The sequence below is a fragment of the Afipia carboxidovorans OM5 genome (genome assembly GCF_000218565.1).
Lineage (GTDB): Bacteria > Pseudomonadota > Alphaproteobacteria > Rhizobiales > Xanthobacteraceae > Afipia > Afipia carboxidovorans.
This window is the reverse complement of the sequence record NC_015685.1, coordinates 153,873-167,269: the sequence shown is the minus strand read 5'-3', so window position 1 is coordinate 167,269 and position 13,397 is coordinate 153,873. Positions and strand designations below refer to the sequence as shown.

Below are 13,397 nucleotides of genomic sequence, written 5' to 3'. Positions count from 1 at the left end.
AGCCGGAGTGTTCTCAGCTGAGAACTTTTCGATTCACCGGCACCAGTTCTCAGCTGAGAACTGGCCTGTGTCGGAGCAAGGCCCGGCGATAAATGGGGCCGTCGTGGATCAGAGAATCAAGCGAGCTGCCCGTCCAAACGATCTTTCCGCCTCGTTGTAGTAGCTCGCCGCTTGTTGGACCGATCGGTGCTGTGACTGCTGCATCGCCTCAGGCAGGGCCACGCCTTGACGCGCTGCCTCGGTCAGATACCCGGACCTCAGCCCATGCGCCGAAAACTCCCGCGGCTCCAGGCCCGCCATGGCGCAGCGCCGCTTGACGATCAGGTTGATCGACTGCGGCGTGAGCGCCCGTTCCTCCAACGCCTCCCAGCGATCGATCGCGCGGAAGACCGGTCCCTTGGAGATGTCGGCCCGCTCAAGCCATTCGCGCAGCGCCTCGACCGGCGGACCGACCAGGAGCACCCTCCCCGCCTCGTCCGCGACGCCGGTTTTAGTCCGGCCGAGCTGGATGGCCACGCACGGCAAAGTCGGCGATCGCGGGTCCTTGGGATCGAGCGGCACGGCGGCCTCGTCGCTGATCTGCTCGACCCGGAGCCTTGCCACCTCGCTCCGGCGTCGGCCGCCGGAGGCAAAAGCCATGAGCAGGATTGCGAGATCGCGGGTGTCCACGATCCGGTCGGAGCGACAGGTCGCGAGCAGCCGGTCGAGCACGTCGCGGGTGACAGCGCGTTTACTCTTGCGCTGCCGCGGCCGGACGCTGGCTCGGACCGCGAGCCTTAGCGCCGCGCGAAGACTGGGCGCGTGGAACGGGCCCTCCTGCCCTTTCCAGCGGTGCAGCGTGCCCCAATTTGCCAGCCGGCGTTTGACGGTCGATGGCGCGTGCGGCCCGATGGTGCGGAGAAGCAAGGCGTCCTGCAGCTCGGTCGCGACCGCGGTCGGCATGCCGTGGTGCGGATCGGTTTCGCGTTTGGCCGGGTCCCAAAGATGATGCGCCACGTATTTCAGCACCAGGCTTTCCGGCGCCGGCCATGGCAACGGCGACCCTGTCGCCGTCCTCGCCCAACCCTCAAGATAGGCCAGATCGGAGGCGAGCGCTCGGAGGGTGTTCTCGCCCACGCCCTCGCGCGCGAGATGCTTCAGTGTCTCGACGTCGTCGTCAGTGAGCAGTTCGGCGAGCTGATCGCGCCGCTCCATGGGCAGGATCGCGGAGAGCGCGTCGAGCTGCAGCGCCCGCCGGGTTTCCGGATCGGAGACCAGCACGCGGGAGGTGATGTCGTCCATCGGCGGCGCTCCGTCAGAAGCCGTAGCTTCGATCGGCCCAGCGCAGCAACACGCGGGCGTCCGGGTCAGGAAGGCGGACGCGCTGTGCCTTCAGACCTTCAGCAATCGCGAGCCCAACGTCCGGCTCGACCCAATGGCCATGGGTCATCAGAAAGAACCAGCCGAAGGGCAGGCCGACCTCGCGGTCGACGGACTCGATCCGGTCCATCAGCGCATGCACCGAAGCCTCCGGCGTCATTAGCAGCCGCTCCTTCGGAGGCTTCAGGGGCCGGGGGATAAAGCCGACCTCGCGCTCGCCCTTGTGGGTGTAATCGCGGGCGTCGAGCGCCCAATGCGCGAACACGCGCTGCGGCCTGGCGCTCGATTCCTCCCAGTCTTGAAAGAACCGCGGCTCCCTCGGGACAAATTCAAAATAGTCCGGCACCGCGTCGAGGAACGGCGTCTCGCGCGTTCCGCCCGGCCCGACCTCGCGAATGACGCGACGCTCCAATTCGGGCCGTTTGGCCTCCCGCTTCTCCCGCTCGACGCGGCTACAGCGGTCAAGAAAGCTGCGGACGTGAATCACCGCGCCGCCGGCGCGATCGAGCAGGCGGTAGAGCGGACCGGCGAGACGGTCCGTCTCCGGGAGCGGGTCCTGCCGAGGCCAAGCGGGATCAAGCAGTTCCTCCTTGCCCCACGGTCGGTAGTTCGGATTGACGATCGGGCCGGCGCGCCACTCGATCTCGCGACCAAGCGCAATCTGGATATAGTCGGCCGCGCCGGGCCCTGTTGGCGCGGACACGAAGGCGCTGGTACCGCGCCATTCGGTGATCTGCAGATCGGTCTCTTTCAGGCGGCGCCACACCGCCGCGATGTCGCCGTTGTCTTTCGCGAGCTCGGCCGTCATCCATGGCCGCAATTCGCCGATCCGGGTGCCGTCCGGCCGAAGGACCGACCTTGTGTCGCGCCAGTATTCGTCGTCGACCGGCGCAACGCCGAAGGCGAAGCCCGGAAAGGCGGCGGCCAGCGCCGGGATGAGGTCCGCGTCGGCCGAGGCCGGATCGAGACCAGCCAGGACGGCTTCGAGCGAGGCGACGTCCGGGAAACGGGCAAGGGCAGTCATCCCGAGACTCCTTCATCTGTCCAGGGGTTCAACAGCGGCACGCCCAGCGGAGCAAAATCCTTGGTGTTGCGGGTCGCGAGCATGAGTTCGCGGTCGAGAGCCGTCGCTGCGAAAAACCCGTCCATGACCGAAAGGGCAAAGCCGCTCTGGCGGGCATGTGCCATCAGATCGCCCCAGCGTGCGGCGATCGCCGGGTCGATCGGCAGGATCCGGCCGGCGAAACGCGCCGGCAGATCCTCTGCGAGCCAGGCCGTCAGCGCTTCGCGACGGCGGCCGTCGTCCATCAGGGCGATGCCGCGCCGGAGCTCGGCGATCGATGTCACGCTGATGAAGGCCCGGTCCTCGTCGATCGCATCGAGCCAGGCAAGCACCTTCGGATCTGGCGCCGGCCGGCGAACCTCGGAGAGCACGTTGGTGTCGAGCAGGACATTCATAGATCAAGGTCGCGCGGCTGATCGCGAACCCGATCGAGATCGAGATCGGCGTCCCGCAGGGGCGAGGCCATCAGGAATTCGGCCAGGGTCCCCTTGCGGACGGTCTTGCGCGCCCATTCCTCGGCCGAGACGATGACGACGCTCGGCTTGCCGTGGCGGGTGATGATCTGCGGATCAGTCTGGGCGCGCTCAATCACTTCGGAGAGGCGCGCTTTAGCGCCGGCAACCGTCCAATGATCCGATTCGTGGGCGTGGGTTTTGCGGGAGGCTGTCACGATCCACTCCTGTGACCATAATGACCATTGTGACTATATATAGATCCACTGCAACCTTCAACAGAGCACGCGCGGAGAGAGCTTCTTTTTGCTATGATCGGGCTGGACCAAAGGACCGCGCCATGGGCAGTCACGAGACGCAGAATCAAACGCAGGCGGCGGCCGACCAAGTGAGGACGGCCGAGCAGCGCGAAGCGGCCGGGCGCGATCGTCGGGCCGTTCGGACCATCGATCTGACCGACGAGGAGATCGCCGCAATCGAGGCCAGCGAGATGACGCCCGGCTTCGAGCACCTCCATGCCGAGCTTGAGCCAGAGGCGACCACTCTGGTCGAGGAGGGCGCTCGCATCGCGCGAGAACTCGGCCAGCGCGGCGACCCAACCAAGGGGCAGCCAGCCGACAAGGCCTTTCGCAACAGCCTCTACGACGACAATTGAGCTTGGCCGGCACGGATATCGTGCCGAGCCACGACGTCTAAGCCGCGAGGCCAAGGCGTCCGGAGGAGGGGAGGGGGCTGGCAGCGGCGGCGTCCTCTCATCGATCGGAGGCCCGGCGCGCATTATTTTCCGGGCTGAGGACGGTCAGAATCGCCGATTTTCGATTCCGTGCTCAACACTATCGATAAGAGGTAGTTATCGATACTCAGAAGGGCGTGCTAGAAGGCATCTCTATGACGGAAGCGACGGCCATGATAGCTTCCGTTACATCGATTCTCGTTAAGGTTATCAAAACCTTGCATTCTGGCTATCAGACCCCCGATCCGCTACCTTGGCCGTCGATTGCCGGACCGCTCGCGGCCGCCGAGGATTCGGTCGCGCGGCTCGACGAGCGACTTGCAAAAAGTCCGATCCGCGACGGTTGGGCCGCGCGGACCCACTTCACCGATGCCTGCGCCAGTCTGTGGCTCGAAGGCGAACTCGTCCACCTCGACGACCTCGTTCTCCACGACGCCGGCATGGACATCCGCACGCCGACCCACGAGCTGACCCGCGCCCACACCGTGCTCCGTGCGCGCCGCCGCATCGCTGAGGCGAAAGCCGACTGGGCCTTGTCGGCGGCGGGGCTCGCTGGCCTGCGGGGGAGGGGAGAGCGCAGCCGGGAAGATGGGGCGCGCGACCGGGATGAGGACGAGGATGAGGCGCGCGGTCCGGAGGACGAAGACGGCGACGCTGATACAGGCGAGGCGTTTCGCGTGGCCCCAACCGACGACCGGCTGGCCGACGTCTTCGCGGCCGTAGACGCCGCGATCGCCCAGGCCGATCGCACGCTGGCGGGCGAAAACAATGGTCGGCGCCAGCCGCGGCCCGAGCGGGACCCGCTGGTCTACGACCTCGACTGGGACGAGGACGAACGTCTCGACTCGTGGCGTACGGTCGTCGACCAAACACGCAACCTGCCGCCGACGCTGGCGTCGGCAATCGCGGCAGACGCCTGGGCCGCGATCGAGCCGCTGCAGCATACACCCTGGCTCGGACGCCTGCTCGGCGCCAGCCTGCTACGGGAACGCGGCAAGGCGCGGATGCACCTGCCGTGCCTGAACGAGGGCCTTAAGGCGATCCCGCGCGAGCGACGGCGGCCGGCCGACAGGGCAGGGCGTCTCGCAGTCCAGCTCGAGGCGATCGCCGCTGCGGCCGCGGCCGGGCTGAAGGACCACGACCGCTGGCTGACCGCCCGCACCCTGCTGGCCCGCAAGCTCGACGGCCGCCGCTCCACCTCCCGGTTGCCGGCGCTGCTCGACTACGTGCTGACCCGGCCGATCGTGTCGGCCGGGATGATCGCAGAGGAATTGAAGGTCACGCCACGGGCCGCCCAGGACATGGTCGCGGAGCTCGGCCTGCGCGAGGCAACCGGCAGGGGACGATATCGGGCTTGGGGTGTTCTTTGACCGACGCGCCCAGAACTCGATCTGACAAGGGAAAAGACACGATTCCGCGATACAAAACCCGGTCTAAAAGTTAACGTCGCGTGCGCGGCGCCGCTGATCGCACGGAGAGCCCTGAAGAAGAAGAGTCCATGACCACAGCCCGCCACATCGTAACCCTGCTGAAGAGCCATATCGCCGGCGACGAGGACCGCTTCCTCGCTACGGCAATGCAGCTTGCGGCACACGAGGCCCGGCAAGGTCATGGCAAGCTGGCTCAAGAACTCAAGGAACTCGTCGACGCGGCGAAAACCAAGGAGCCAGCAATCGGACGAGAGGCCCGGCCGGTCCCGCTCGTGCAGCCTAAGGGGGAGCTCGCCAGCCTTCTGAACGCGCGCTACCCGGACCTGCGCCTCGGGGATATGATTCTGCCGGAAACGATCCGTGTACGCTTGGTACGTGTGCTGAAAGAACAACGGCAACAGCAGAACTTGCGCGAACATGGTCTTTATCCGCGGCGCAAGCTGCTGCTTGTCGGCCCGCCCGGCTCGGGCAAGACCATGACTGCGGCCGTGTTAGCAGGTGAGTTGCATCTGCCCTTGTTCACGATCGTGCTTGACGGTCTGATCACGAAATTCATGGGCGAAACCGCCGCCAAGCTGCGGCTGGTGTTCGATGCGATGCAAGCAACGCGGGGCGTCTACTTCTTCGACGAGTTCGACGCGATCGGCGCGCGACGCGGCGAGCGCCAGGACGTCGGCGAGATCCGCCGTGTGTTGAACTCTTTCCTGCAGTTTTTGGAGCAGGACGAAAGCCACGGCTTGATCATCGCTGCGACCAACCATCCCAAGCTGTTGGACAAGGCGCTGTTTCGGCGCTTCGACGACGTCATCGAATACGCGGTGCCAGATGCTGCGTTGGCCGACGCGCTGCTCCGCGCGAGGCTCGATCGTTTCGACACGCGCGGCCTCGCTTGGTCTGAGGCCGCTCAACACGCGGTCGGCCTGTCACAGGCCGAGATCGTGCGCGCTGCCGACGATGCAGCAAAATCCATTCTTCTGCGAAACGGTAAGCGGATCACATCGGAAACGCTGCTCGAAGCGTTAACGGAGCGTCGGCGCGCCTCTTTAACGGAATAGCAGCGCGGACATGGCAGACGATTTTCCGCGCGACCGACCGCACCTCCTTCTGCGCAACAACGGTGTGAGGGAGCCCTACCGGCGGCCGAACCAGGTCATTACTCCACCAGCTCTGCCCGATCGCGAACGCGCTGCCCATGCACAAGCGCTCGCGCAGGCCGTCGGACAGGCTCTCGGTGCGGCTCGCCAACAGATGGCGGGGCGCGACGCGGGCGTGGCCGTCGGAACGCCCGGTTTCTACCTCGAAATCCAGTTGCCCGGTTCGGAGCGCGCGGGCCTCGATCTCCTCGCCGATCGCCGCCAGCACATGGAGGTCGTCGCCGTGCGCGAGCCGGAGCAGCCCGGCGATCCATTGCGTGCATCCGTCTTCGTGCCGGCGCGCGCTGAAAACTTTTACCTGCGCAAGATTGAGGCATATCGCACCACGGACACACAATCGGGCCGCCCTCGGAATGAACCGCTGGTGTCGCGCATCGACACGGTGCGTCTGGCGACGGCCCACTCGCTGTTCACCGACGAAGATCGGCTGTTTCCTATCGATCCCAATGAGCGGGTGTGGTGGGAAGTGTGGCTGCGCGACGGGCGACGGGAAAACTTCGAGCGAGTCGCCCAGGCCCTGAACATCACGTTGCGCCCCCACGCCGTGAGATTTCCCGAGCGGGAGATCCTTCTGGCGTTGTCGGATGCTGCAACCCTCGATCGGCTCGTGGCGCACAGCGACGTCGTTGCCGAACTCCGCCGGGCGAAGGACACCCCGGCCTTCTTCATGGGTCTCGGTGGCGCCGAGCAGAGAGCCTGGAGCGAAGAGTTACTGGCCCGGATCGGGCCACCCGGGCAGGAAAACGTCGCGGTGTGTCTGCTCGACAGCGGGGTGCGCCGCACCCATCCCCTGATCGAACCGCTGCTTGCCGCAGCCGATTGCCATACCATCAATCCCGCGTGGGGCGTCGATGATACACCAGCCTGGCAAGGTCATGGCACACGCATGGCCGGCATCAGCCTCTATGGCGATCTGGTCCCGGTGGCGGGGCCAGCGAACGATCCCGAACTCTACGGTGCGATCACCGGAGAGGCGATCGCACGCGCCGAGGTTCAGGCTCCGCAGCGGCGTCGGGCGATCGCGATGGCGGTCACGAGCGTGAATCCGGCACGCGGGCGGCCATCATCTTGGTCAGCGTCCGTCGACCAGCTGTGCTTCGAGGAAGCAAATCGCCGGCTGATTATCCTGTCGGCCGGCAATATCGCGGACGACCTCACGCCGGAAGATCACCTGACGCGCAACGATCTCGAACCCGTGGACGATCCGGCGCAAGCCTGGAATGCGCTCACAGTCGGCGCCTTCACGGAGAAGGTCGACATCATCGATCCGGACTTTGCTGACTACACGCCGATCGCGCCAGCCGGTGAATTGTCGCCGCGCAGCCGCACCTCAGTGATCTGGGATCGTCAGTGGCCGGTGAAACCTGACGTCGTGTTCGAGGGCGGCAACCTGGCGCATGACGGCACCCTTCCCGGGGAGCAGATCGACGACCTTCAACTGCTAACCACCTATTTTCGTCCGGAGAGCCGCCACTTCACGACGATCGGCGACACCAGCGCTGCGACCGCCTATGCAGCCGGGATGGCGGGCGCAATCCTGGCGGCCCGACCGACTTATTGGCCCGAAACAGTCCGGGCCCTCATCGTGCATTCGGCCGAATGGACACCGGCGATGCGGGCACGGGTTGACGCGTGCCACGGTGCAAAGACGCAAATCCAGTCACTCGTGCGCCGCTACGGATACGGCGTCCCAGATCTCGGGCGCGCATTACTGTCGACTCGCAATGACTTGACGCTCATCGTCCAAGATGAGCTGCAACCGTTTCAGCGTGAAGGGACCGCGGCCGCGAAAACGCGCGACATGAAGCTGCACCGGTTGCCGTGGCCGAAGGATGAGCTCGCGGCTCTTGATGACGCGCAGGTCGAGCTGCGCGTCACGCTTTCGTATTTCATCGAGCCCAATCCCGGCGAACGCGGCTGGACGCGCCGGCATCGCTACGCCTCACACGGCTTGCGTTTTCGGATGAAACTGGCGACCGAAAGCGTGGACGAGTTTCGCGCTCGCATCAACCAGGCCGCTCGTGATGAAGAGGAGGGGGCACCGGGCGGTGGCGGTGAGGACTGGTTGCTCGGCACCTTCCGCGATCGCGGATCTCTGCACGCGGATTTCTGGTCTGGGAGCGCTGCCGATCTCGCCGAGCGCGACGCGGTCGGCGTCTTCCCTGTCGGGGGGTGGTGGAAGGAAAAGCCCTACCTCGAGCGCTTCGACGCGTTGGCGCAATACGCTTTGGTCGTGACCATTCGGGCACCAGGCTCCAACGTCGACATTTTCACGCCGGTTGAAACAACACTCGCCATCCAGACTACGGTTGAGACGTGACATTCGAGGTAGATTACGCGAGCACTGTGCATGTCGAAGGCTAAGGAACGCGCGCTCGTCATCCTGGGGGCTGGCGCATCGATTGAGTACGGCATCCCGGCGACTATCAAATTCACCGACATCATCGAAACGGCGGTGATGTCTGATCCATGGGTGCAGAGTCAACAAGGCGACGTGGCCTACAAAACGATCAAACGCCGGCTGAAGCGTTACCTGTACAATCCGGGGATCGTTCACTTTGAGCAAATCTATCACTGCGCACACGAACTCATTTACCTCCAGCGACCCAATGCAGGCGCAGTCGACGAGTTTCGCCCCATCCTCGTCCCGTTCCTGAAGGACACCTCAAAGACGACCAGCGCGGCGCTGAGGGCTCTGGTCGGAAAACTCACAGAAGTGATTTACGATGAGGTCGCGACACGGAGCGCAGCCCCGCAACGTTCGGTCGATCCATTTGGAGCGTTCTTGACCGGCCTGGAGGCGACGGGCATTCCACGTCTCTACACCACGAACTACGATGATTTTGCCCTGCAGGCGGGGCCGACGCTTTACACAGGCTATGATCGCAAGGGCGCGACGGAGACCGTATTCGACGTCCATGGATTTTGGGACCACTGGTGCGACCCGAGCCTGTTCTTCCTGCACGGCTCGGTGCACATGAGTTATTCACACCGTCCTGCCACTGGACCTTTCGCCGATCTGGTCTGGTTTGATGATCCACTGGAGGCCCGCAAATCAGCGAACTTCACCGGAAGTAGTTTGCGTCGGATGGACGGATCTGAGGTCTTGCGGACACCAATTGTGACCGGCCTCGATAAGTTGTCGCGGCTTCAGCAACGTCCGTTGCCGTATTTCTACGCCGCGCTAACCCGCGATGTCATGGAAGCGGACGTGATCTATGTGGTCGGGGCAGGCCTCGGAGACCTTCACTTAAATACATTGCTCGCGGAGGCTCGGTCGAGGGCGCAGCCCGCACCTTTGCTATTTGTTGATTGGTGGGATGGTGGCTTTGACCCGCATGCCGATCCTGATCGTAAATCGATCGAGATGTTCCATGCCCTTCGTATCCACATCGGCGGCGGCGGGGTGCCGCCACCGACGAAGGTCGGCGACTGGCTCGTCTCATCCGACAAAACGGCCGCGATCTGGGGCGCCGGATTCCATCGCTTTCTTCAAGAGACCTCTCAGCACGATGCGGTTCGTAAAACGCTAAAGCCAAGGGGGCCCTGATGATGTTCCGAAAGGGTGTCGGTCAGCCGTTAAGGCGCCACGGCGAGCAAGACAAGCAAGATTAGGACATTTTGAATCAAGGGAGGCGGTCTTGGCGAAGCGGAGCATCGGGGCGATAGGCCAGAACACGTTCCGCTGCTGGTGTGAGCAGGAGGGCTTTCGCGCGGAGAAATCTCAGGCGGATCGGCTTAGTTGGGATTTTCTTGCTTGAGAGCGAGCCGGCACGCACTCGTGAACGACCTCTCGTAGCCCAGAACGATCTTCCGAAGTGTCTCATACAAGTAAAGCCGACCGAGAAGGCCCCGCAGACCACCACGGATCAAGCTGTCGGCGCCCAAGCACCTCGTAGACGCAGATTTACCGGCAGCCGTCATTACCCTGTTCTTCGCCAAGGTCGGACGGTTGCCCACGTCGGGACCCCCGTAAGTGGGCTTCCACGGAAATCGGCGTTTTCATTTCTTCGCCTTTTGAAGACAAGATGCGAACTCCGGTCCGGTTCGCGAATGCCCATCTCGAGATTGACGGCGTCCGATCTAAATGCTGCCTGCGATGGAGCGCAGCTCCGGATTCGAGTGGGTTGTTCGGCGCCGTCAACGCCGTCATTAATAATCGAGAACCGGAACTCCTACCGCGCGAACGGCGAGGAGAACCGAGCGCATTTGCCTTGCTGTCTCGCCTCGGATGAACACGCCACACTCAAATGACCGTTCGAGCGCCGAACCCATAAAATTGCTCGATCCGACGTAGAATTCCGAATCATCAATCAGCACGACTTTCGCGTGGAACGTCTCACGACCGGACGGCAGCGATGAAGGCAACGCATATTCGATCACTGATACATTCAAGCGCCGGAAATCGGCAGCGCGTGGTTTGAACGCGTCCCCACATTGCGATTCTGCCAAGGGCCTTGAAATCAGCACGCGGCGCACCCCGGGCCGGCAAAGCGAGAATAGCTCCAGCAACAGGGCCACTCCTTGAGGGTCCAAAAACGGGGAGAGGATAACTAACTCCTGCCTGGCACCGCGCGCCAAGTTGAAAAACGCATCGGTCGTCTGGAAGACAATCGGCGGGAGCGCTTGCGCGTCATCGATGGCCCGGCGAAGCGCACTCTTCAAGCCGGGCTCCGTGAGCACCAACCGGACCTCGTCCCGGTCTTTATGGACCCGAAGGTAGGCGGCCACGCCTTGGAGGTGCTCGGCCAATGCAACAAGCTCAGAAGGCTCTGAGTGCAGCCGGGTGGCAAAGCTCGACCGTGTGGCAAGGCCATTCTCGATCAGCGCACGACGAACGATGGCAACGTGCTCAGCAGAAACGCCTCCCAACCGAGCTGCTAGATCACGATCCGAGCGGCCGATCGCATCCGTACTGTCGGCTAAATGTGCGATGATCCGCGCGGCCTGTGTGGCGAGCGGATAAAGCTCGCCGATCAGCGCATCGAAACGACGATCATTGAGCAGCTCTGGCATTTTCAAGCGCGAGTTGGAGGTATCCTTTAATGCGTTCCTCTCCGACGATGAAATCGGGTCGGCCTCGACCAATAAGGGTTGAGCGGCTGAGATATTTATTGGCCGTCAAGCAGATTACTTCCGGAATCATAATGCAGTCTGGACAGGCCCCGCCCTTTGTCATGCACAGATTGCCGAGGTTGCAGCCCAGTGATGTCGGAAAGTTGCGGAGATAGGAAAGAAACGCCTCGTGGTGGTTGCGCCACAACGCGGAGAGATCGCCAAGATCGAGCGTCATCCCGTTGCGATAGACGACAAATCCAAGATCTGTTGGAAATAGATATTCACCGATCGAACCCAAATCGAGACCCGAAAACTGCTGTATCCCCTGCATGATGTAATGCGAGTAAGAATGCAGCAACGCATAAGTCATTTTATAGATTGTCGGGTTTGACTTGCGATCATGCTCTTCGAGATAGCCTGACATGATTTCTGCTGAACTCAGCAAAGCCGCCGCGAAATTGTTGGGGTAATCACTCAGCAAACTTGCATCGGCGCATCCCAATTCCGGCTGCATCAGCCACGCCCGCACAAGATTCTCGTCAAGTTGGAAATAGAACGCTTCGTTCGATTGCTCGAGCACATAGACCGGATGGCGCGACTCTTGCGCGGTCTGCACTTTTGGGAAGAGATTCAAACGGACCGGCATCATGCGACCGTGCTTGAGTATTTTTGGCGTGTTTCCCACGCGTGAGTATCCATAGCTGAACTTGCACAGATCGAACTTGCTGATCAGACCCGCGCGCCGGACTCCCAGAAAGCGCATGGCCTCTTCCGCGTTCTGAACCATCGTTGCGCGTTGCGGCGAGTTCGGCGGCACAAGCCACTCGTCTGGATTGGAGAAGTCGACATAGCTGGCCCTGCCACCGACGATTTCTCCGCGAAGCTTCGTCTTCGTCAGCGCCGAATGTTCGACCAGAAGCCGGAACGGATCGTACTTTCCCGTCCACTCGTGCCGCTGTTGAAGCTTCATCGTTATAGCAAGCGGTAACGCGGCGTTGCGCTGGAGCCATCCAGCTTGCTGCCAGTTGGCAAGCCGCTCGGTTCTCATCTTCATCATGAAGTCCGCCACCACCTGGTTATTGTTGTCGGTGGCCAGCTTCAAGCCTTGCAGGAGTTCGTCGAACTCCTTGGCTTCTGCTTTACGCTCTTTCGCCAACAGCTGCGCCGCCACCTCGGCGTCGTCCAGCGCCGGTCCCTCCAGTCCGACAAGCCTTTCAATCACACCCGCGAGCAGTCGCGCCTGACCCGGCTCCAGCGCTTCGATCCCTGACCCTTCGGGAAACGTGATAAACGTATCGGATTTTACAAAATAAGCCGAAGACGCAGCGTAATTGATCTTCTCCATGGACGCTTCGCCGACGATATTTCCGCCGGGCCCGATCGACGATGCGATCCGTCCAAGCGTCTCGTCGCACTTCTCAACCCATGGATCGGGATTTTTTGTCCCGCAGTTCGCGCAAGAGAAGGACCAATTCGAAAGCGCCACCTGATCCTTGTTGAGGACGAACTGACGGCTTCCGCATTTGCCACAAACCGCAAATCGCTTGATCGGGCGACGGGTCGCCTGATCGTAGACTGTCATGTTGGGACTTGCCGGCTTCCACGAGCCGGACCAGTGAGCGAAGATGACGTCGAGCTGACCCCACGAGCAGTTCGACGGATCGTTAGGACGCTTCGGATGCGGGCATTCCTCGCTCAGTTCCGAGAGGCGCTGTCCCATCTGCTTTGGATTTGCCGTCGCCTCGATCAAACCGCACTCGCTGCATATGAGCGTTGTCGGGCGCGGGAGGTAACCCATCCGGTCGGGCTTCAAATAGACGAACGCCGTCGGCCTAAAGCTGTATTGCGTGCGTGACGTATCCAAAAGCGAAACGTCCACGCAAAATTCCGGTAACGGCGCCGGAACATTGGCCTCGCTTTGCCGACAGGCCATCGCCTTATCAAACCAGGCACGCGCAACCTCGTCGATGCGCATTTCGATTTGAACTTTTGTCGTTTGTTCTGGACGCGCAGGCGTCGCATTCGGAGACGGCATGGCCTGACAAGCGCCCGCAGCCCCCTCAAACGTAAAATGCTGCCCTGGCGCGTAACTCATGGCGATCTGCGCCTGCGATCGGCTCATGGACGGGCCCTTCGCATCCGCTTCGC

Annotated in this window: 11 protein-coding genes; 5 read left to right on the top strand and 6 right to left on the bottom strand. The window is 62.6% G+C overall.

Annotation, left to right across the window (positions count from 1 at the left end; translation table 11 throughout):
• Positions 1-108 precede the first annotated feature (108 nt).
• The 4 genes from OCA5_RS18530 to OCA5_RS18515 are packed head-to-tail and all read right to left on the bottom strand — an operon-like array spanning position 109 to position 3,092.
• Positions 109-1,281: a site-specific integrase gene (locus tag OCA5_RS18530; protein WP_012564771.1), complete on the bottom strand. Its 1,173-nt coding sequence runs from the start codon at positions 1,279-1,281 to the stop codon at positions 109-111.
• A 13-nt stretch (positions 1,282-1,294) separates the two neighbouring features.
• On the bottom strand, positions 1,295-2,383 hold the full coding sequence (locus tag OCA5_RS18525) for a hypothetical protein (RefSeq protein ID WP_012564772.1): 1,089 nt from the start codon (positions 2,381-2,383) through the stop codon (positions 1,295-1,297).
• Complete coding sequence (locus OCA5_RS18520) at positions 2,380-2,817, bottom strand: type II toxin-antitoxin system VapC family toxin (RefSeq protein WP_012564773.1); 438 nt, start codon at positions 2,815-2,817, stop codon at positions 2,380-2,382. Before OCA5_RS18520 ends, OCA5_RS18525 begins: the two co-directional genes overlap by 4 nt.
• Complete coding sequence (locus OCA5_RS18515; RefSeq protein WP_012564774.1) at positions 2,814-3,092, bottom strand: type II toxin-antitoxin system Phd/YefM family antitoxin; 279 nt, start codon at positions 3,090-3,092, stop codon at positions 2,814-2,816. The genes OCA5_RS18520 and OCA5_RS18515 overlap by 4 nt, the downstream gene beginning before the upstream one ends.
• Positions 3,093-3,214: 122 nt before the next feature.
• Between OCA5_RS18515 and OCA5_RS18510 the strand changes: the two genes are divergently transcribed.
• The 5 genes from OCA5_RS18510 to OCA5_RS18490 all read left to right on the top strand — a co-directional run bounded on the left by OCA5_RS18510 (position 3,215) and on the right by OCA5_RS18490 (position 9,741).
• Entirely contained in the window at positions 3,215-3,529 is a 315-nt protein-coding gene (locus OCA5_RS18510) for a hypothetical protein (RefSeq protein WP_013913495.1), read from the top strand.
• A 251-nt stretch (positions 3,530-3,780) separates the two neighbouring features.
• Entirely contained in the window at positions 3,781-4,977 is a 1,197-nt protein-coding gene (locus OCA5_RS18505; protein ID WP_012564775.1) for an RHE_PE00001 family protein, read from the top strand.
• Positions 4,978-5,105: 128 nt separating this feature from the next.
• Entirely contained in the window at positions 5,106-6,092 is a 987-nt protein-coding gene (locus OCA5_RS18500; RefSeq protein ID WP_012564776.1) for an AAA family ATPase, read from the top strand.
• Positions 6,093-6,102: 10 nt separating this feature from the next.
• Positions 6,103-8,511, top strand: a complete 2,409-nt coding sequence (locus OCA5_RS18495; RefSeq protein WP_012564777.1) for a S8 family peptidase — start codon at positions 6,103-6,105, stop codon at positions 8,509-8,511.
• 30 nt (positions 8,512-8,541) lie between these two features.
• Positions 8,542-9,741: a hypothetical protein gene (locus OCA5_RS18490; RefSeq protein WP_012564778.1), complete on the top strand. Its 1,200-nt coding sequence runs from the start codon at positions 8,542-8,544 to the stop codon at positions 9,739-9,741.
• 602 nt (positions 9,742-10,343) lie between these two features.
• Here OCA5_RS18490 and OCA5_RS18480 read toward each other — a convergent pair.
• On the bottom strand, positions 10,344-11,207 hold the full coding sequence (locus OCA5_RS18480; RefSeq protein WP_244396101.1) for a phospholipase D-like domain-containing protein: 864 nt from the start codon (positions 11,205-11,207) through the stop codon (positions 10,344-10,346).
• The gene (locus OCA5_RS18475) at positions 11,188-13,371 is read right to left on the bottom strand and encodes a hypothetical protein (protein ID WP_012564780.1); all 2,184 of its coding nucleotides are present in this window, start codon (positions 13,369-13,371) and stop codon (positions 11,188-11,190) included. Before OCA5_RS18475 ends, OCA5_RS18480 begins: the two co-directional genes overlap by 20 nt.
• Positions 13,372-13,397: the final 26 nt, after the last annotated feature.